The 20,649-nt window shown below is 61.6% G+C and carries 13 protein-coding genes and 1 tRNA gene; 10 read left to right on the top strand and 4 right to left on the bottom strand.

Annotated features, from left to right (window positions below; genetic code table 11):
* Positions 1 to 39: 39 nt before the first annotated feature.
* On the bottom strand, positions 40 to 1,140 hold the full coding sequence (locus tag PMX72_RS03850; protein ID WP_117563611.1) for a glycerol dehydrogenase: 1,101 nt from the start codon (positions 1,138 to 1,140) through the stop codon (positions 40 to 42).
* Positions 1,141 to 1,223: 83 nt separating this feature from the next.
* Positions 1,224 to 2,447, bottom strand: coding sequence for an iron-containing alcohol dehydrogenase (locus tag PMX72_RS03845; protein ID WP_117786455.1), 1,224 nt, complete (start codon positions 2,445 to 2,447; stop codon positions 1,224 to 1,226).
* A 500-nt stretch (positions 2,448 to 2,947) separates the two neighbouring features.
* Here PMX72_RS03845 and PMX72_RS03840 point away from each other — a divergent pair, with 500 nt between their 5' ends.
* The 4 genes from PMX72_RS03840 (at position 2,948) to PMX72_RS03825 (ending at position 7,468) form a co-directional block, all read left to right on the top strand.
* Positions 2,948 to 4,024 carry a hypothetical protein gene (locus tag PMX72_RS03840; RefSeq protein ID WP_271729429.1) on the top strand — a complete coding sequence of 359 codons (1,077 nt, stop codon included), beginning with the start codon at positions 2,948 to 2,950 and terminating at the stop codon, positions 4,022 to 4,024.
* On the top strand, positions 4,024 to 5,067 hold the full coding sequence (locus tag PMX72_RS03835) for a hypothetical protein (RefSeq protein ID WP_117786457.1): 1,044 nt from the start codon (positions 4,024 to 4,026) through the stop codon (positions 5,065 to 5,067). The genes PMX72_RS03840 and PMX72_RS03835 overlap by 1 nt, the downstream gene beginning before the upstream one ends.
* A gap of 45 nt (positions 5,068 to 5,112) precedes the next feature.
* Positions 5,113 to 7,290: a MurT ligase domain-containing protein gene (locus tag PMX72_RS03830; protein ID WP_233540622.1), complete on the top strand. Its 2,178-nt coding sequence runs from the start codon at positions 5,113 to 5,115 to the stop codon at positions 7,288 to 7,290.
* A gap of 101 nt (positions 7,291 to 7,391) precedes the next feature.
* A tRNA-Glu gene (locus tag PMX72_RS03825) sits at positions 7,392 to 7,468 on the top strand.
* A gap of 194 nt (positions 7,469 to 7,662) precedes the next feature.
* Here the strand turns inward: PMX72_RS03825 and PMX72_RS03820 are convergent.
* On the bottom strand, positions 7,663 to 9,750 hold the full coding sequence (locus PMX72_RS03820) for a glutamine synthetase III family protein (RefSeq protein WP_117786380.1): 2,088 nt from the start codon (positions 9,748 to 9,750) through the stop codon (positions 7,663 to 7,665).
* Positions 9,751 to 10,174: 424 nt separating this feature from the next.
* Between PMX72_RS03820 and PMX72_RS03815 the strand changes: the two genes are divergently transcribed.
* The 6 genes from PMX72_RS03815 to PMX72_RS03790 all read left to right on the top strand — a co-directional run bounded on the left by PMX72_RS03815 (position 10,175) and on the right by PMX72_RS03790 (position 17,564).
* Positions 10,175 to 11,047 carry a methylenetetrahydrofolate reductase gene (locus tag PMX72_RS03815; protein ID WP_117786381.1) on the top strand — a complete coding sequence of 291 codons (873 nt, stop codon included), beginning with the start codon at positions 10,175 to 10,177 and terminating at the stop codon, positions 11,045 to 11,047.
* Entirely contained in the window at positions 11,047 to 11,835 is a 789-nt protein-coding gene (locus tag PMX72_RS03810) for a hypothetical protein (RefSeq protein WP_117786382.1), read from the top strand. The genes PMX72_RS03815 and PMX72_RS03810 overlap by 1 nt, the downstream gene beginning before the upstream one ends.
* Before the next feature lie 9 nt (positions 11,836 to 11,844).
* A complete protein-coding gene (locus PMX72_RS03805) occupies positions 11,845 to 14,403 on the top strand; it encodes a homocysteine S-methyltransferase family protein (RefSeq protein WP_199575546.1) in 2,559 nt (852 codons plus the stop codon).
* Between the two features lie 108 nt (positions 14,404 to 14,511).
* Positions 14,512 to 15,876 (top strand): PFL family protein, encoded by a 1,365-nt coding sequence (locus PMX72_RS03800; RefSeq protein ID WP_035136908.1) that lies wholly within the window; start codon positions 14,512 to 14,514, stop codon positions 15,874 to 15,876.
* A 318-nt stretch (positions 15,877 to 16,194) separates the two neighbouring features.
* Positions 16,195 to 17,082: a methyltransferase domain-containing protein gene (locus PMX72_RS03795; protein WP_233540615.1), complete on the top strand. Its 888-nt coding sequence runs from the start codon at positions 16,195 to 16,197 to the stop codon at positions 17,080 to 17,082.
* A gap of 182 nt (positions 17,083 to 17,264) precedes the next feature.
* Positions 17,265 to 17,564 (top strand): YhbY family RNA-binding protein, encoded by a 300-nt coding sequence (locus PMX72_RS03790; RefSeq protein ID WP_117786383.1) that lies wholly within the window; start codon positions 17,265 to 17,267, stop codon positions 17,562 to 17,564.
* Between the two features lie 69 nt (positions 17,565 to 17,633).
* Here the strand turns inward: PMX72_RS03790 and PMX72_RS03785 are convergent, their stop codons facing one another.
* Positions 17,634 to 20,633, bottom strand: coding sequence for an AfsR/SARP family transcriptional regulator (locus PMX72_RS03785; RefSeq protein ID WP_117736164.1), 3,000 nt, complete (start codon positions 20,631 to 20,633; stop codon positions 17,634 to 17,636).
* Positions 20,634 to 20,649 lie beyond the last annotated feature (16 nt).

Below are 20,649 nucleotides of genomic sequence, written 5' to 3'. Positions count from 1 at the left end.
CAAAGCCGTCTGCTGGCTTTGCCCCTTCCTTAGCTTGATTTACTCATCCATGAGATAGTAGTGTCCCAGCGCGTCGGCACCCAGGATGGCGTTTGCGACCATCTCGGGCGTCACCTCAAACGGCATATTGCACATGGTGTCATCGGGCGCGCAGGCGGCCTCGGCAACAATCATGGCCTGTTCGCGCGTAAGCTCGGCAACGCCAAGTTCCTTCATCGTGACCGGCAGGCCCAGCTCAATGCAGAAGCCCAAGACTTCCTCGAGTTTCTCAGTCGGAGCATCCTCGAGTACCAGCTGAACGATGGTGCCAAAGGCGACCTTCTCGCCGTGATACATGCCGTGGCACTCGGGCAGCATCGTCAGGCCATTGTGGATGGCATGAGCAGCAGCAAGGCCCGAGCTCTCAAAGCCAATGCCCGAAAGCAGCGTATTGGCCTCGATGATATGCTCGACGGCAGGCGTGAGCGCACCCTTCTCCAGCGCGACCTTGGCCTTGACGCCATCGGCCATAAGCGTCTCGTAGCAGAGCTTGGCGAGCGCCAGACCGGCCATGCCGCCCTTGCCGCCAGCGCAGGTGCCACCGTCGGCATCATGCGTCGCCTGGGCCTCAAAGTAGGTTGCGAGCGCATCGCCCATACCGGAAACCGTCAGGCGCACCGGGCTCGCCGCGATAACCGTCGTATCCATCAGAACAATGTTGGGGTTTGCCTTAAGGAAGAGATATTTATCGAACTGGCCATCGTCGGTGTAGAGCACCGAAAGTGCCGAACACGGGGCATCGGTCGAAGCAATGGTGGGGCAAATGATAACCGGGGACTCCAGGTAATAGGCGACGGCCTTCGCGGTGTCGAGGATCTTGCCGCCACCGACGCCGACGATGATGTCGCAACCGTTGTCGCGAGCGAGCGCAACCAGGCGATCGACCTCGCCCTTGGAGCACTCGCCGTTAAAGTCCTCAAACAGCAGCTCGGCCTTAGCCTCGGCAAAACCGCCCTCGATCTTGGCACCGACGCGCTTCTTGCCCGAAGGCGTCACGATGACGAGGGCCTTAGCGCCGAGCGGCTCGACATAGGAGCCGAGCTTGGCGAGCTCGTCCGGACCCTGGATGTACTTGCTGGGGCTATTGAAAATTGCAGCCATAACTATCCCATTCTCTAAAAGAAAAAAGAAAGGGGCTCCGTACAGATACGTGCGGAGCCCCTCGTTACGATAACAAGAGTCGATTAGAAATCGATGTCGGTGTCGTAGTAGCAGGCCTTGAGAATCTTCTCGAAGTCGGCAGCCTTGGTCTCACGCGGGTTCTCGGGCGTGCAGGCGTCCTGCTCGGCGTTCGCGGCGATCTCGGGGAGCTTGGCGAGGAACTCCTCCTCGGAAACCATCTGCGGGTTCTCGGCGTCGACCTTCACGCCACCATTCGCGTAATCCTTGATGGACTGCGGAATGTTGAGCTGGTCATTGAGGTCGCGAATCTTCTGGACGAGCGCAGCGATGAGCTCCTCGTTGGTCTCGCCGGGAAGGTGCAGGATCTCCTTGGCCACGTAAGCGTAACGCTCAGCAGCACGCGGGTCCTTGGAGTTCCACTGGATAACCTTGCCCAGGTACATGGCGTTAGCGGCACCGTGGATGATGTGGCCGTTCTCGAAGGCAGCACCGGTCTTGTGAGCCATGGAGTGAACGATGCCGAGCAGGCCCGAGGAGAAGGCGATACCGGCGATGCACTGAGCCTCGTGCATGTGCTGACGGGCCTCATGGTCGCCAGCATAGGACTTGGGCAGCCACTCGACGATCTCGCGGATGCCGTGCAGGGCGTTGGCGTCGGTGAACATAGAGGCGCAGGTGGAAACGTAGGCCTCCATGCAGTGGGTCAGAGCATCCATGCCGGTGTGAGCGCACAGCTTGGCGGGCATGGTGTAGGTGAGCTCGGGGTCGACGATGGCGACATCAGGGGTGATGTTGAAGTCGGCCAGCGGGTACTTGATGCCCTTGGCGTAGTCGGTAATAACGGAGAACGCGGTGACCTCGGTAGCGGTGCCGGAGGTAGAGGAGATGGCGCAGAAATGAGCCTTCTGACGCAGCTCGGGGAAGCTGAACGGCTGGATGATGTTGTCGAAGGACTCCTCGGGATACTCGTAGAAGACCCACATGGCCTTAGCGGCATCGATGGGCGAGCCGCCGCCGATGGCGATAATCCAGTCGGGCTCGAACTCGCGCATGGCCTCGGCGCCCTTCATGACCGTCTCGATGGACGGGTCGGACTCGACGCCCTCGAACAGCTTGACCTCCATGCCGGCCTCTTTGAGGTCGGCCTCGACGTCCTGCAGGAACCCGCCGCGGCGCATAGAGCTGCCGCCAGAAACGATGATGGCCTTCTTGCCCTTGAGGTTCTTCACCTCGTGGCGAGCGCCCTCACCAAAGTACAGATCGCGAGGATTGGTAAAACGTCCCATACTGTGCCTCCTAAACAAGCCCCTCTTAGACTTGTGTATATAACGGAGCACCCGATTGGCTCCGTTAGGACCGTTTTGCGCGTTGCCGGCGATGACAACGCACGATGTCTAAACGTCTCAACGCTCAGACAAACACTATTTTACCGTTCTGGTTGGTCAGTTATTCACCTAAAGCCAACAATGATGAAACGTTTTTTCTATCCCTGAAGACCCTTGTGGGGCATTCATACTCCCAAGCTGGGCAAACGTTTTATCAAGGTTGACCACATATCCCGGGCAGGACGGTGCCCCTCCAAAATGCGCCCCGTTCGCCGCCAAAAATCGACCGTTTGCGGCACCGTGATACCACTCAGTCGTCCAAGGCGCCGACATTTGTGCGACATCCGTCTTCGTGGTGCAAAGGTGCATGTCCAAGTGCGGCACCCCCGGTGTGCCACATGCGGGTAAACTAGAACCTTATATAGAGACATTTGAACCCTAACCGCAGCAAAGGAGGCCCCATGGCATTCGATCCCATTCAAGAGGATTGCCATCGCCTCGTTCTTGAGGCCTTGCGCCGCGACAATATCCCGCTCACCGACGGCCCCGCCGTCGAGCGTCTGATGGAGCAATTCACCCGCAACCCCGCGCCGCTCATCGTGCACGACCGCGACCGCGCCGGGCATCTGATTGCCAAGGTGGTCGAGGCCGTCGACTACCGCATTCCCTTTATCCCCGACGATGCCCAAGCCGAGCAGGAAGAGGCCGCTGCCGAGAACATGCTTCGCGAGGCCGTCGCACTCGATCCGGCCAACTGGGATGCGCAGCGCATGTTGTGCGCCCTCACCGCTGACTCCAACGAGGAATACGTGCAATATCTGGTGTCCAAGTGCGACGAGGTGGAGCACGATCTGGCGCTCAAGATTGCCTCGGCGCAGGACCCCTACGAGCGCGAGGCCGCAGGCGACCTGACCCGCCGTCCCTACCTGCGCTGGCTTGCCGCCTTGGCATCGCGCGCGCTCATTAGCGGCCGCTACCGCATGTCGCTCGAAGCCGCAAACCGCAGCCTCGACTTTGCCCCCAACGATCCTGCCGGCGTCCGCCACACCGCAATGCTCGCCATGGCAAAGCTCGAATACCCCGCTGAGGAGCTCAGGCGCTTTCGCTCTGCCCACTCCGTCCCCTATCTCGCCAACACGCCGCTGCGCCGTCGTCCCAAGGATGCAGAACGCGACTTGGACCCGTGGACGCTCATCGCGCTGATGAGCGCTGCCTGGCGCGAGCTGGATTACGAGGGCGCCGAACACTACCTGCGCATCCTTGCGCGCTCGTGCCCGCACGCAGCCGAGGCGCTCTACTTCCAAACCGAGTTTCCCGATGGCGTCTATGCCCGCGTCAACGTGGGTGCAGGCTCCACCGACGAGCTTGTCCTTGCGCTGTCCGAGGCGACGCCGGTACTGCAGGAGGGCCTGGGCGCCCCCGACAACGCCAGCTTTGCCGCCTGGATCGCCACCAACGACATCGTGCGCTCCCAGATCGACGAGCGCATCCTGCGCGCGGCCGAGCAGGGGCTTCCATTTAAGGGAGGGGACCTCTAATGGATCCGAGCGTCTACATCCCCGCCTACCTGGAGCGCACCTATCTGGCGTCGCACCCCGAGCTCACCGATGCAGCACGCGAGCTTGTCCATAACGACATTAGCGCGAATCCTCAAAAGTATGCGCAGGCCGAGCATGCCCAGGCACTGCTGTCCTATGCCGGCGTTCATCGCCACCTGCTCGACGAGCTCCATCGCATCGAGGACATGGGCAGCGACGAGGAGTTTGAGCAGACGCGCAACCGCCTGTTCGACGACATGCGTGATGAGCTGCTCAAGATCGTCCGCGTCGATGCGCTGGCCGTCGATGCCCAGCTGCTCGCCATCATTTTGGCGGACACGCCCGTCGACGCCTGCCTGGGCGACCTGATGAAGCTCGAGACGAGCACGGCCGACTACCTGCAACAGAGCGTGCCCGGGTTTGATATGGAGGCCCCGCACTATTGGGCCAATAATGTTTTGGCCGACGGTGTCACCGCAGCGGACCTTACCGTGAGCGAGCCGGCCCTTATCGGGTGGCTTCACACACTCGAGGCCATCTCGCAGCTGTGCATGGCGAGCGCTCGTTACCGCGCCGCCGCCAACTATGCTCGCCGTGTCCTTAAGGCGGAGGGCTATCCCACCCGGGCCGCCGGCACCGTATTGCTTGCCCTCGCCCGCTTGGAAGACCAGGACGGCTTTTTTGCCCTGGCGCATCAGCTCGAGGAACAGATGGGGGCAGACGCACTCGAAAACTCTCCTTGGTACCTGCTCGCCCGCACGATCTTGCTGTTCAAAACAAACAAGATGCGCCCGGCGGTGCGTGCGCTGCGTGAGTTCGCTAACCGTTGCGAGGGCGGCGCGTTCTTTTTGCTGAACCCCATGTATCAGACACCGTACCTTCCCTGCCGGCCCGAACCGCACGACCCCTGGGACCTTTCGCATCAGGCAGTTTGGGAAGCCGACGGCATTATCTCGGACACCCCCGACTTTGCCCCCTGGGCCAACGCCTGCGAAGATGTATCGCAGCTCGCCCAGGAATTTGCGCGCCGCTACGGCTTTTAGCGACGCGATCGCCCCGACCATGTCATCTATGTTAGGAACGGCTTCATGAACCTCCGCTCATCTCTCGCCTGCACCTCGAGCGATATCGCCCGCTGGGGACTGCGCTCTGTCCTCAAACGCCAGGGTGGCGTGCTTCCCGGCCGCATCGCCATGAAGATCGACCCCGAGCTGCTAAGCGACCTCGCGAGCCTGGTCGACCGCAGCGTGGTGATTACCGGTACTAATGGCAAGACCACCACCTCCAACCTCATCGCTGACGCCGTTGCTGCCAGCGGCGCTACCGTGGTGTGCAACCGTGCCGGCAACAATATGGAGCCTGGTGTGGTGGGTGCTCTGCTCGAGGCCCGCGGCAGCCTTAAGCACACCAGCAGCGGCAAGCGCGTGGGCGTTTTTGAGTGCGACGAGCTCTACACCGTACGCGTTCTGCCCAAGCTCAAACCGACGTACTTTGTGCTGCTCAACCTGTTCCGCGACCAGCTAGACCGCTACGGCGAGATCGACCATACCCAAGACGTCATCGCCCATGCGTTGGAGCTCTCTCCGACGACAACGCTCATCTACAACGCCGACGATCCGCTGTGCGCCTCGATCGCCGCGCGCGTCCCCAACACGAGCATCGCCTTTGGCATCGACGGCGCCACGGGCACCGAGTCCGACCGCATTAGCGACTCGCGTTTTTGCTCGCAGTGCAACGCCCCGCTGGAATACGACTATGTGCAGTACGGACAGCTGGGCGCCTATCATTGCCCTTCGTGCGGCTGGGGTCGCCCCGCGCTGCTCCGCCGCGTGACGGGCGTTGAGCTCGGCTGCGACGGCTACGGCTTTGACCTGGCCTTTGGACCCGAGGCCAACGCGCCCGCCGTGCACATCGCCACGCGCTACAACGGCCTGTACATGGTCTATAACGTCGCCGCCGCCTTCTTTGCGGCGCACGAGCTGGGCGTGGACGCGGCGCACCTGCAGCCCACGCTTAATGCCTACGTGCCCGCCGGCGGACGCATGGGCCGCTGGGATATTGCCGGCCGCACCGTCGAGGCCAACCTGGCCAAGAATCCCGTGGGCTTCGATCGCCAGATCCAGTCCATTAAAACGGCAGGTGGCAGGCTCTGCGCCTTCTTCCTAAACGATAACGATGCCGACGGCCACGATGTCTCGTGGATCTACGATGTCGACTTCGAGCGCATCGCCGACACGCCGGATCTTGTCGCCTTTGCCGGAGGCACGCGTGCGCACGACATGCAGGTACGCCTCAAGTACGCCGGCATCGACGCCGCCATTATCTCGGACGTCGCGCAGGCAATTGGCGCCATGGCAGACGAGGCCGCCGATGACACCTTCTACGCCGTCGCCAACTACACGGCCTTCCCGCCGCTGGTCAAAGAACTCGACGGGCTGAAGGGTGCCGATGCAGCCACGGTTGCCGCCCGCGCCGCAGTCCGTGCCGACGGCAGCGCTCTTCCTGTCGGTATCGCGCCAGTCGAGCTCTCGCGCCCGCTGCGCATCGTCTACCTGTATCCCGATGCCCTCAACCTCTATGGCGACGGCGGCAACGTCATCGCCCTCGAGCGCCGCTGCGCCTGGCGCGGCATCCCCGTTCGCGTGGATGAGGTCCGCATGGGCGAGGTGCTCGATCTGCATGATGCCGATATCGTCATGATGGGCGGCGGATCCGATCGCGACCAGCTAGCCGTGGCACACGAGCTGCTCGCCCAAAAAGACAAGGTCGCAGCCTATGTTGAGGACGGCGGTTCGCTGCTCGCCATCTGCGGCAGCTATCAGCTGCTCGGCCGTTCGTACTATATGGGCGAAAATCGCATCGAGGGCCTGGGCGTCATTGCCGCCGAGACCGTACGCGGCTCCGACCGCCTGATCGGCAACGTCGCCGTCAAGACCGACCTGGCACCCGAGCCCTTTGTGGGATTCGAGAACCACGGTGGCCGCACGCTTTTGGACGCCGATGCCACGCCGCTCGGAACGTCCGTCGTCACGGGCACCGGCAACAACGGCGACGATGGCTTTGAGGGTCTCATCTACAAGGGTGTCATCGGCACGTACCTGCATGGCCCGGCGCTGCCCAAGAACCCCGAACTCGCCGACTGGCTCATCGCGCACGCCCTCGAGCGCCGTGGCGACACACAGGCCGCCGCCCTGCTGCCGCTCAAACCCCTCGACGACACCTACGAGCACGCCGCCCACGACGCCGCCATGAAGCTCCTCCCCTAACGCCCCAACCACCACAAAGGGGACAGGTACCTTTGTGGTGGTTTTCCAGTTTGCCAACGATATACGCGCCGGCAAAAAAGTCTGCTATACTCTTTCCCGCTGTCCCCATCGTCTAGCGGCCAAGGACGCCACCCTTTCAAGGTGGATATCGCGGGTTCGAATCCCGCTGGGGGCACCACAGAATCTGAGAAGCCCGTTACCAATTCGGTAGCGGGCTTTTTGCTACCCATACGCCGGGATTCGAACCCGACAGGGTGCGGATCCCGGCAAATCGGCGGTAAAACGGGCTTCAAAGCGTCCTTCGCAAACAAAAACCGGGGCCCGCGCGATGCGGACCCCGGCTCAATACCGTGACGATATGTCAGTTACGTTCTACACATAGAACAGGATGTCGTCGTAAGTCGGGACCGGCCAGTAGTCGGCTGCCACGATCTCCTCCATGGCATCCACGGCGGCGCGCAGCGTATCCATAGCGGGAACAACCTCGTGCGCGTACACGTTGGCCTGCTCCTGGCCATCGAGGGTCTCGGCCTTCTGGTGCACGGCGTCGAGAGCCTTGATGGAATCGTTGATGGCGGTGATGCCGTTGCAGAGCTTGTTGAGCGTGTTCTGCTCGCACTGCATGGCAGCGTCGGCACCGGCGGCGCGGATTGTCTCCAGGCCCTTAGCGACCTTGGTGGCATAGGCGGTGATGACCGGGCGATAGGTACGACGTGCCTCGCGAATCATCGTGGTAGCCTCGATGTTCATGAGCTTGTTGTACTTCTCGAGCTTGCAGTCGTAGCGGCACTGGGCCTCGGCGCGGGTCAGAACGCCCGTCTCCTCAAAGAGCGCGATGGCCTTATCGGAAACAAAGGCAGGCAGTGCGTCGGCCGTGGTCTTGTTGTTGGCAAGGCCGCGCTTCTCGGCCTCGACGGGCCACTCGTCGGAGTAGCCGTCGCCGGAGAACAGGATGCGCTGGTGATCGGTCAGGACCTTCTTGCAGTACTCGAGCGCAGCGTCCTGGAATTTGTCCTCGGGCGTGCCCTCAAGTGCATCGGCAAAGGACTTGAGCGACTTGGCCACGGCAGCATCGAGCACCAGGTTGGAGTCGGAGACGTTCTGCTCGGAGCCGCAGGCACGGAACTCAAACTTGTTGCCGGTGAAAGCGAACGGGGAGGTGCGGTTGCGGTCGGTGTTGTCCTGCATCAGCTTGGGCAGGGTGTCGGCGCCCAGGTCGAGCACGCCGCGCGTGGCGTGGACGGAAGCCTTGCCGTCGATGATCTTCTCGACGACCTCGGTAAGCTGGTCGCCCAGGAAGATGGACATAATCGCCGGAGGAGCCTCGTTGGCGCCCAGACGGTGGTCATTGCCGGCCGAAGCGACGGAAGCGCGCAGGAGCTCCTGATAGTTGTCGACGGCCTCGATCACCGCGGTGAGGAAGACGATGAACTGCAGGTTGTCGAGCGGGGTGTCGCCCGGATCGAGCAGGTTCTCGGACTCGGTGCCGAGCGACCAGTTGTTGTGCTTGCCCGAACCGTTGATGCCCTCGAACGGCTTCTCATGCAGCAGGCAGACCAGATCGTGGCGGGAGGCGATGAGCTTCATCTTCTCCATCATGACCAGGTTCTGGTCGATGGCCTCGTTGACCTCGCCATAGACGGGGGCGAGCTCATGCTGGCAGGGGGCAACCTCGTTGTGCTTAGTCTTGGCGGGGATGCCGAGCGCCCACAGCTCGTTGTCCAGGTCCTTCATATAGGACGAGACGGTGGGGCGGATTGCGCCAAAGTAGTGCTCCTCGAGCTCCTGGCCCTTGCAGGGAGCGGCGCCAAAGAGCGTGCGGCCGGTGATGACCAGGTCCTTGCGCTTGCGGTAGGCATCCTTCTTGATCAGGAAGTACTCCTGCTCGTCACCCACGGAAGGAACGACCTTCTTGGGGGTCTTGCCAAAGAGTGCCAGTACACGCTTGGACTCACGCGAGAGCGCGGTCATGGAGCGCAGCAGCGGGGTCTTCTTGTCCAGGGCCTCGCCCGTGTAGGAGCAGAAAGCCGTGGGGATGCACAGGACGTCGTCCTTGATAAAAGCAGGGCTGGTGGGATCCCAGGCGGTGTAGCCACGGGCCTCGAAGGTGGCACGCAGACCGCCGTTGGGGAAGCTGGAGGCATCGGGCTCGCCCTGGATGAGGTTCTTGCCCGTAAACTTGGTAATGGCGGTGCCGTCGTGGTTGGGCTCGAGGAAGCTGTCGTGCTTCTCGGAAGTAATGCCCGAAAGCGGCTGGAACCAGTGCGCGTAGTGCGTGGCGCCCTTGGAGATGGCCCAGACCTTCATGGCGTGGGCAACGGCGTTGGCCACATCCAGGTCGAGCGGCTCACCGTCCTCGAGGGTTGCAGCAAGGCGCTTCCAAATGTCCTTGGGGAGGTAGTCCTTCATGACTTCCTCAGAGAACACCATGGTCCCGAAGCGGTCAGTAAGATCGGCCATACGGAACTCCCTTCGTATCGGCACCGCGTGAGATGCGGTGTTGATTACTAACGAACGAGTCATAGCTTAGACTCGCCGTGTTTCCGCGACATTACCGTTATGTTGCTGTCGCGAAACCAATCAATGAGGTTACCGCATCACAGCGGCACTGCCGCCCTTAATGGCCAATCAACTGTATAAATTGCAGACCTCTCCCCATGATTTAAGGGCAGTCAATTTGGGACAGGGCTTTCTTAACTGGTATTTCGCATCAGATACCATTCAATATAGCCCTTTCCTACATTGACCGCTCTGCTATAGGCAATGCCGATAGCAAGGCATCTTTGATTGGTATCCCTAAATCGCGAGTAAAACTCCACCGTGGCACAGCGGTGCTGTAGAATCCTTACAACACATCGCACCCAGGCATCTAAAGGAGCACGATATGCGCGTCGACGAGGTTTTTAAGCAGGCAGCATCCCAGGGCACCACGTCCGTTTCGTTTGAGATGTTCCCGCCCAAGGGTGAGCTTACCCTCGATACGGCTCGCGAGGTGGCAGGCAACCTGTGCAAGCTTTCACCGAGCTTTGTCTCGGTCACTTGTTCCGCTGGCGGCTCGGGTAACGGTGCCACCACCGCCCCCATCGCACATATGATTACGAGCGAATTCGATACGCCCTCGGTAGCGCACCTCACCTGCGTTGGCCGCACACATGCCGATATCGCCGCCAAGATTGACGAGTATCGCTCGGCCGGCGTTGAAAACATCCTGGCCCTGCGCGGCGACCTGCCCGCTGGCGCGACCGAGGACGACAAGCCCGCCTCCGACTACGCCTACGCCCGTGACCTCATCCCCGAGCTCGTCGACGCCGGCTTTTGCGTGGGCGCCGCAGCCTACCCCGAGGGCCACATTGCCTGCGAGGATCTCAACCTCTCGGTCGAGCACCTCAAGCAAAAGCAAGACGCCGGCGCGAGCTTCTTTGTGACGCAGCTCTTCTTTGATAACGAGTGCTTCTATCGCTTCCGCGAGCTTGCCGACAAGGCCGGCATCACCGTGCCTATTACCGCGGGCATCATGCCGTTTATGGGCAAGTCGCAGATCAGCCGCATGGTCTTTATGTGCGGCGCGTCGCTGCCCTCCCCCGTCATCAAGATCCTCGCCAAATACGAGAACGACCCCGAGAGCCTGCAGGCAGCCGGTGTAGATTATGCCGCCCGCCAGCTTTGCGACCTCAAGGAGCACGGCGCCGACGGTCTGCACCTGTACACTATGAACCGTCCTGCAATCGCCGCGACCATTATGGAGCGTCTGGGGTAATGGAAAAACCGCACATCGATACAACCGTTGTTAAAGTGCCGGCCGACCTTGCGTCGCCGGCGCTTTACCGTATCGACGCTGCCCACCATCCTCGTGTCGACCGTGCCGAGATGCTGCGGTATCTGGGCTACGGCGGCCAGCAGATTGAGCCCGAGCTAGCGCAGCGTATTGAGCTTGTCGTTGAGCGTCTGGAGCTGGACATTGAGCCCCGTGGCGTGCGCCGCATATTTGCCATCGATGCCACGGGCGTCGATGAACAGGGCGAGCCCTGCATTCGCTTAGTCGGCACCAACGTTGAACTGCGCGGTCGCGATATCTATCGCCACCTCAAAGACGCCCGCTTTGCCGCACTCATGGCATGCACCCTCGGCATGGACGCCGAACGCCGTCTGCGCACCACGGGAGCTCAGCAGCCCCTAGAGGGAGCCGTGCTCGACGCCGCATGCTCCGCCTACGTGGAGGCCGCCGTCGAGCAGATGGACCAGCAAGTCAAGGCTGCGGCCGCTGCACACGGACTCGCCGGTAACTGGCGCTTCAGTCCCGGCTATGGCGACTGTCCGCTCTCGGCCCAGCGCTCGATCGTGGCTGCACTCAACGCCACGCGCCTCATTGGACTTACCGTCACCCCCACCAGCCTGCTCATGCCCACCAAGAGCGTGACCGCGGTGATCGGCCTGTTTGACGGCGAAGTCCACGACGCCCAGAGCCGCCCCACCTGCAATATCTGCCGCATGCGCGAGCACTGCCGCTTCCGCGCCGCCCACACCACCTGCTATTCCAGCCATTAGGAGCCCCCGATGTTTACTCCGCTTATCACTCATGATCTGGACGGTGCCGCGCTGGCGGCACCCGTTGATGCTGCCCGCCGCAGCGGCGATGCATACAAGACGCGCACGATCGACGACCTTCGCATTAAGGATGACCGCCTGCGCGCCGCCATCGAGGGCACGGGACACCTGCTGTTCGACGGCGGCATGGGCACCATGCTGCAGGCGGCCGGCATGAAGGCCGGCGCCCTGCCCGAACTGCTCAACTTTGAGGAGCCCCAGGTCATCACCGATATTCAGCGTCAGTACGTCGAGGCTGGCTGTGACGTGATCACCGCCAACACCTTTGGCGCCAACGCCCACAAGCTCGACGGCGCCGCCACCGTGGCAGACGTCTTTGCCGCGGCAGTCACCTGCGCCCGCGCGGCCGGCGCCCACTACGTCGCCGGCGATATCGGCCCCATCGGCGCGCTGCTTCGCCCCTTGGGTACCCTCAGCTTCGACGAGGCCTATGACCTCTTTGCCGAGGAAGTGCGCGCCGGCGTCGCCGCGGGTGTGGACCTCTTTATTATAGAGACCATGACCGACCTTGCCGAGATCAAGGCGGCCGTCCTCGCCTGCCGCGAGAACTCCGACCTGCCCGTCTTTGCCACCATGACCTTTGAGGAAGACGGTCGCACCTTCCTGGGCACGAGTCCCGAGGTTGCCGCCATCACGCTCGATGCCATCGGCGCCGATGTCCTGGGCATCAACTGCAGCCAGGGCCCGGCCGAGCTCCGAGAACTCGCCGCGCGTATGCTCACCGTTACGGACAAGCCCGTTATGGTGCAGGCCAATGCGGGACTGCCCCGCGTGGACGATGACGGCAATACCGTCTTTGATATCCAGGCACCCGAATACGCCGAGGCCGTCGCCGGCATGATTGAGGACGGCGTGAGCGTCGTGGGCGGCTGCTGCGGCACCACGCCGACGCACATGGCGGCACTTCGCACCCTCATCGTCAACCACACGCCCAGCCCGCGCCACCGCAAGCCCAGCATGTCGGTCACAAGCGCCCAGACGGTCGTGGACCTTCCCTGCGACGGCCACAAGATCGCCGTCATCGGCGAGCGCATCAATCCCACCGGCAAAAAGCGCCTGCAGCAGGCCCTGCGCGACGGCGATCTGGACTACGTCGTAAGTCAGGGCATCAGCCAGCAAGAACAGGGCGCCGATATCCTGGACGTTAACGTGGGCCTGCCCGAGATCGACGAGGTCAAGATTATCCAGCAGGCCACCGAGCAGCTCCAGGGCTCCACGCTCCTGCCGCTGCAGATCGACTCCACCGATCCCGCCGCTGTCGAGGCCGCCGTACGCCGCTACGCCGGCAAGCCCATCATCAACTCGGTCAACGGCAAGCAGCAGATCATGGATGAGATCTTTCCGCTGGTCGCCCACTATGGAACCAACGTCGTCGGCCTCACGCTCGACGAAGGCGGCATCCCCGATACCGCCGAGGCTCGCTTCGCCATCGCTGAGCGCATCGTGGCCGAGGCCGCCCGCTACGGCATCGGCCCGGACCGCATCCTCATCGACTGCCTGGTCATGACCGCCTCGACCAATCAACGCCAAGCCGAACAGATCCTGCGCGCCATGTCCCTGTGCAAGGAGCATCTGGGCGTCAAATGCGCGCTTGGCGTGTCGAATATCAGCTTTGGCTTGCCCGCCCGCCCGCTGCTGGGCTCGGTCTTTTTGGCCGCCGCCTTCGGCGCGGGCCTGGACGCCCCCATCATGAACCCGGGTTCCAAGCGCTTTATGGACACCGTCTACAGCTATCGCGTGCTGAGCGTTGAGGACGAGGGCTCGACCGGATACATCGAGCGCTACGCCGGCTGGACCGATCCCTATAAGATCGCCGCAAACCCGGCAGCCGCCCAGGCCGCCTCGAGCGACGCCGCGCCCGCTGCCGGCGCCTCCGGCACCGACGGCAACGACGACCCCATCCGTCGCATGGTCGTCTCGGGCCGCAAGGGCGAGATCGCGGCCGAGACCGAGCGCCTGCTGGCCGACCACGACGCCATGGACCTCATCAATAACCACTTTATCCCCGCCCTCGACGAGGTCGGCGTCCTCTTTGACCAGGGAAAGTTCTTCTTGCCGCAGCTTATGGCATCGGCAGAGGCGGCACGCATGGGTTTTGACACCATCAAGCGCCTGATGCCCGCCGACGAGATTGCCGACAAGGGCAAGATCTGCGTGGCCACCGTCAAGGGCGATATCCACGACATCGGTAAGAACATCGTCAAGATGCTGCTCGATAACTACGGCTACACCGTCTTTGACCTTGGCCGCGACGTCGATCCGCAAGAGGTGCTCAAGACCGTACGGGAGCGTGACATCAAGCTCGTCGGCCTCTCGGCGCTTATGACTACCACCGTCGTGGCCATGGAAGAGACCATCAAGCTGCTTCATGCCGAGGTGCCGGGCGTCAAGATCATCGTAGGCGGCGCCGTACTCACCCCCGAATACGCCAAGCAGATCGGCGCGGACTACTACGCCAAGGACGCCGCCGAGAGCGCTCGTATCGCCGAAGAGGTCTTTGGGCAGTAACACAACGGAAACAACCAAGCACCAAAACGTGCCGCACGCGCCACTTGGCACGTGCGGCACGTTAGAATAGAAAAGACTATGCTCGTTTTGGCAGATAGGAGCGCAAGGATGGCGATCACGCCCGCAGAAATCGCGGAAACCCGCGGCATGGTTGAGGAGCAGAACCTCGACATCAGGACCATCACCATGGGTGTTTCGCTCATGGGTTGCGGTGACGAGAACCTCGACCGCATGTGCACGAAGATCTACGACCACGTGACGCACACGGCTGAGCATCTGGTCGAGACCGCCGAGAACCTCGAGCGCGAGTACGGTATCCCCATCGTCAACAAGCGCGTCTCCGTCACCCCGGTGGCGCAGATCGCCGCGTGCTGCAAGGATGAGGACCTCACCCCCATCGCGCATGCCCTCGACCGCGCGGCAGAGACGCTCGGCATCGATTACCTGGGTGGCTTCTCCGCACTCGTCCAGAAGGGCATCGGCGACGCCGATCGCCGCGTCATCCAGTCCATCCCCCAGGCGCTCGCTACCACGAGCCGAGTCTGCTCCAGTGTCAACGTCGCTAGCCTGCGCGCCGGCATCAACATGGACGCCGTGCTTATGGCCGCCCAGACCATCATCGATGCCGCTAAACTCACGGCCGACCAGGATTCCGTCGGCGCTTCCAAGTTTGTCTGCTTTGCCAACATGGTCGAGGACTCCCCGTTTATGGCGGGCGCCGTCCACGGCGGTGGCGAGGCCGACGCCGTCATCAACGTAGGCGTCTCGGGCCCCGGCGTTATGGCCGCAGCCCTGGAGACGCTGCCCGATTCCGCATCGATGATGGAAGTCGCCGAGAAGATTAAGCAGACCGCCTTTAAGATCACCCGTGCCGGTGAGCTCATGAGCCGCGAGGCCGCCCATCGCCTGGGTGTCGAGAAGGGCATTGTCGACCTGTCGCTGGCTCCCACGCCTGCCATCGGCGACTCCGTCGCACGCATCCTCGAGATCATCGGCGTGGGCACCTGTGGTGGCCCGGGCACGACCTGCGCGCTCGCCATGCTCAACGATGCCGTCAAGAAGGGCGGCGTCATGGCCAGCTCCAGCGTGGGCGGTCTCTCCGGCGCCTTTATCCCCGTATCCGAGGACGCCGGCATGATCGCCGCCGTCGAGGCCGGTGCACTTTCGCTCGAGAAGCTCGAGGCCATGACCTGCGTGTGCTCCGTTGGCCTGGACATGATCGCCATCCCCGGCGACACCCCGGTCGAGACCATCGCCGGCATCATCGCCGACGAGATGGCTATCGGCGTCATCAACAACAAGACCACGGCCGTCCGCGTGATTCCCGCCATCGGCAAGGGCGTGGGCGACTGCGTCGAGTACGGCGGCCTGTTCGGCCGTGCGCCCATCATGCCGGTGAACCCCAACGCCGGCACCGTGCTTGCCCACCGTGGTGGACGCTTCCCGGCACCGCTGAACTCGCTCAAGAACTAGCCCAGGGATACGAGGCGAGGAACCCCGGGAAGGACAAATATATAAGGTCGCCTGCTCGGACAGTCCTGACTCGCACGGAGAGCACATTAAGTGCTCTCCGGCTCGTGCGGAACTCGCGATCGACCTTATATATTTGCCCTTCCCGGGGTTCCCGCACATCTCAACCTTGGCTGAGTTCTGTCCCATGTTGCAGTTGCTTCGCTCCTGCACCACATGGTTGATACGGCGGTTTGGCGTTGGATCGGTTCTTTCTGATATATGCTGGTTGCGGCTCTTCTTTTGGGAGGAGTCGCTTTTTTGTTGTGAGGGGGATGGCCCGTGGCTGATGATTTGATTCGCTCTGAGCTTCTTTCTGCTGATTGGAATGGCGAATGGATGCGCCTGCAGGCTGGTCGGCGGCGGGCTGATGATTCTTTTGAGTGGGATAAGCGGGCTCGGCATTTTCGGCCGCTTGAGACTGCTCCGTATGCCCGGGATTTTATAAAGCTGTTGGCGTTAAAGCCTGGCGAGTCGGTGCTTGATATGGGGTGTGGGGCTGGGTCGATTGCCATTCCGCTTGCTCAGGCTGGGCATCCTGTGATTGCTGCTGACTTTTCCCCTGCTATGTTGGGCACGCTTGATGCTGGCATTGAGTACTATGGACTCGAGGATCGCATTACACCGCTTGAACTTGCTTGGGATGATGACTGGGATTTGGTTGGACCGGTCGCGAAAGCGGTAGATGTTGCCTTTGCCAGTCGTTCTGTCACCACGACCAACCTAAAAGGCGCGCTTGCCAAGCTTGATCGAACGGCTCGTCGGCGTTGTGCTGTCACGATGGTCGCCAACTCCAGCCCGCGCTATGACCTGCACCTGATGAACGCCATCGGTGCCTCGGTTACCTGCAGTAATGGCTTTGTGTATGCCTTTAATATCCTCATTCAGATGGGGGCGCTGCCGCAGGTTACATACTTCGAATCGCCCCGTCGCGATACTTTCGATAGCCTTGAGGCGGGCGTGGCGGACTTCTCCCGCATGCTCGAGCACGGTAACGAGGATAAGATCGACCGTCTGCGCGACTACGTCGCTCAGCATATGATTGAGAATCCCCGTGCTGGCGAGCCGGGGTCCAAAGGAGTGCCGCAGGGACGCTATATGCTCGACCATATCCGCAAGGTCCGTTGGGCGTTTATTGCATGGGAGCCGGTCTCTTCGAGCCGTCCATAGACCGCTTTCGGCCGTCGTACACGTCCGCCTGTAACCCGCGCCGTTCTCCCGCTCGGCATCCGCATTCTTTTTGAACTGGGCAAACACGCCCCACACCGCGCCGTTCCTGCGCTATCGTGGGACAGCTCACGTAGATTAAGGCCCCATCGCGGGGCGCCCCATAACATAGAAAGCGAGAACCCATGGCACTGACAGGAGCCCAGGTCAAGCAGCTTCGCAGCATGGCCCATCACCTCAACCCCGCCATCATCATCGGCAAGTCCGACATCAACGAGGGCACCGTCGAGCAGACGGTCGCCTACCTGGAGAAGCACGAGCTCGTTAAGTGCTCCGTACTCGATGGTTCCAGCCTTTCTGCCCGCGAGGCCGCCGAAGATCTCGCCGATCGCTGCCACGCCGAGGTCGTCCAGGTCATCGGCCGCAAGTTCTCGCTGTATCGCGAGTCCTCGCGCAAGGACATCGAGAAGATTAAGCTCGTCTAAGAGCCGACGATCCGGCGAGCCAACATACATCAAGCTTGCGAGCGTCCGAGCAATTCGGGCGCTCATTTTTTATCGCTCGACGAGCACGCGGTTAAGCCTGCCCTCTACCAAGCGCTCGTACAGACGCCGCGTCTCGGGCTCGGGCACGCCATTGACCTGCTCCCTTAGATGGTGCATATGCCCGCTGTACAGCTCGACGATATCGCGCCGCCGCCCCGCCGCACTGTAGACGCGCATGGCGCAGCGCACCATATCCTCACGCGCTGTTTCCTGCCGAAGCCCCGACTCCGCCAGCCAAATCGCCGACTGCAGATCGTTTTCTTCTAGAGCGGCATTTGCTCCCTTAATCATGCAATCGATGTACTTTGACTGCATAATGCGTCGCATACGCAAAAAGTAGGTGGGGTTACAGCCATTGGGAACATACAGCGGTCCGGCATAAAGCTGCTCAATCTTAAGGCACAGTTCAACTAAATGGGGCCCGCGCGCACCCGTGCGATTTCCCAAAACCTCGCGGCTTATCTGGTCAAACAGCCGTACATCGGTCTTGACGTAGTCGCCGTTGAGTCCGATGCATTCATTTTGGATGAGCACACACGACTTGCCATCCGGCGTCGGTCCCAAAGCCGACCGCAAGCGCGATATAGTCGAGTACAGGTTGTTGCGGGCGCTATTGAACTCGGCATGGGGCCACAGCTCCATGGCCAGCGTCTCACGATCGACGAGCGCATCCATGCCCAGCGCAAGCCGCTCGGCAAGTGTCGCCGCCTTCTTGCGCCGCCACATTTTGTCCGTGATGGGAAACCCATCGCGCTCGGCGCGAAACGCACCAAACATGCGAATCTCGATATGGTCGATGGTATCAACGGCTTCAACCTCGCCGGCCTGGAACAGGCGCTCGCCCTCCCCTTCCAGATCGTCGCGCAGCGAATACCGCGATAACTCGCGCACGGGAAGCTTCTTGCGAATCCTGGTCGCCGGCTCGCCCAGACAATGCATGGCAAGGCGCGCAAAGAGCCGATACGATGGCTCCAGAATCCCCGCACGATTCATGGACATCCAGGCCGCAAGATCGCTGTCTCGGCCCGCACAGGCCAAATGCAGCGCCACCATCCAGGCCTCCGCTCCACCAACCTGCGTCTGGCTTATATCGAGCAACTCCGCTTCCTCGCGCACCGAAACCATCGAGGTGTTACGCAGATACGCCGCGCGCTCCAGCAGCAATGCGTTATCGCGCATGTACGCAATCGACTCCTCGGCAAGTTTGAGCACTTGGACCGCACGAAACTTTGCATTAACCGGCCGTCCCTCTGCCAGCGACTGCCAGCCTTCTAGCAACAGGCCAAACAGCTGAATCTGGTTGTCGCGCATGCGCACGGCAAAACGATCGAGCTCGTTGAATGCCGCGTCGTCGGTTACCGGCAGGCCGGAAAGGAGCCGCCGTGCCGCCAACACCATGCGCACCCAGATAGCCATCGCCTTAAGCCCACGTACGTCGAGCGCCTCCCGCACCACCGTCATCTCGTCGTCGCGCTCGTCGGTTCCCGCAAACGACCCGTCAAAAAGCTCCACCAGCATGCTATCGGCCCGTATAACAATCCCCGCGATGTCGAGCTCACAGTCGTAGGCCTTGCTCGTTTTGAGCTGCTGTAGAACGCCGCCGTCATCTCCCCGCTCGGTCAGGCAGCGCTTGACCTCGATATGTGCGGACAACATATCGAGTGCGGTATGGGATGTCTCGATTTCTGGCACGGCCAGGTTCGTAGGAAGCCCAAGCCCGTTGTCCCCATAGCAAACAGCCGTCAGTGTCTGGGCCACCCTCCATGAAACAGGGTCTATTTCGCAGGCCGCCCGTTCGCCCCCGCGCTCGATGACCGATGCCATATAGCGAGCGAGCTTTGTATTGGACACGCTGACCGCTGCCAGATATACGCCAAGCGCCTCGGCAGGCGTTGGCTCTGGAGCCGGATCCTCGGCATCGATCGTGCCCAGCGCTGCTCGGCAGATATCGGCCCCGTGCCCCGTCAGAGCCAGATCGACCCCATACTGCCCAGCAAGTTCAAGGACCGCATCACGGTCCAAAAAGGCGTCCGCCAGGCCCATCGCCGCATCGCATCTACCCGCCTTAAGCAAAATCCGGGCCGCCCTCGGAACAAGTTCGGGGCGAACCTCGGCCACCAACTTACGCAAGCGCAAGCGTCCGTTATCCTCCGTGCCCAGACACGTAAAACTCCGCTCGGCGGGGTCCAAGCCAAAGATCGGGTAGTCGCGTACAAAGTAGGACTGGTCGACCATCGACAGCCTCACCCCGCAAGCCTCGAGTTCTGCGATATTGCCCTCGCCCATCAAAATCATGAGACATGCCACGCAAAACAGCGCATTATTGTCGAGCGAAGCCAGATCGACAAGTGCCGCGCCATATACGTTGACAATCTCGTTTTCGAGCAGACCGGCTACGTCGCCTTGGCCATACAGACCCGTCTGCAATGCCGAAACGAGCTCGGGCACGCCCTGCGTGAGCTGATAAAAGTCGAGCGATGTGCTGATCGAAAACGCCGATGCCCACGCCGAATACTCATAGGCATGCACCTTGAGCATCTGCGCATTGATCTTAACCGAATCGCCCAGCCCATGAATCAGTTGACGATTTGAAGGACGGCAGGAGATAAAGACCCCTACCCCCATAGCGCGCAGGCCGCGAATCCTGTCGATGAGGTCTTCGGTATCGTGCTGATCGAGGTTTGGCACATTATCAATCGCGATAAGGGAGTGCGGTTTGTCTTTGAGTTCTTCGGTAACCACCTCGAGCTGCATAAACACCTCGCGCCCAGTGGCGCGATCGGCCTCGATAATCCGCACAGGGCCTCGCGTCGGGTCGCATTTAACCTCATGGGTGTACTGCAGCAGCACCGAGGTCTTCCCAAACCCGTCGGGCGCATAGAGAACCACGATGCCGGCCTTTCGGCCCTTGGCGAGAAGCTCATTCATCAAGCGTTCGCGTCGCACCATATAGCCTCCGCCCAGCGGCATCAGCTCGAGGTCGTCTATACTGCTCAAATCGTTTACCATGCCCGCTCCTCAACTC

The organism is Collinsella aerofaciens (genome assembly GCF_028207065.1).
GTDB classification, from domain to species: Bacteria; Actinomycetota; Coriobacteriia; order Coriobacteriales; family Coriobacteriaceae; genus Collinsella; species Collinsella aerofaciens_AR.
The sequence above is the reverse complement of the archived record's forward strand: the minus strand, read 5'-3'. Positions and strand labels throughout refer to the sequence as shown.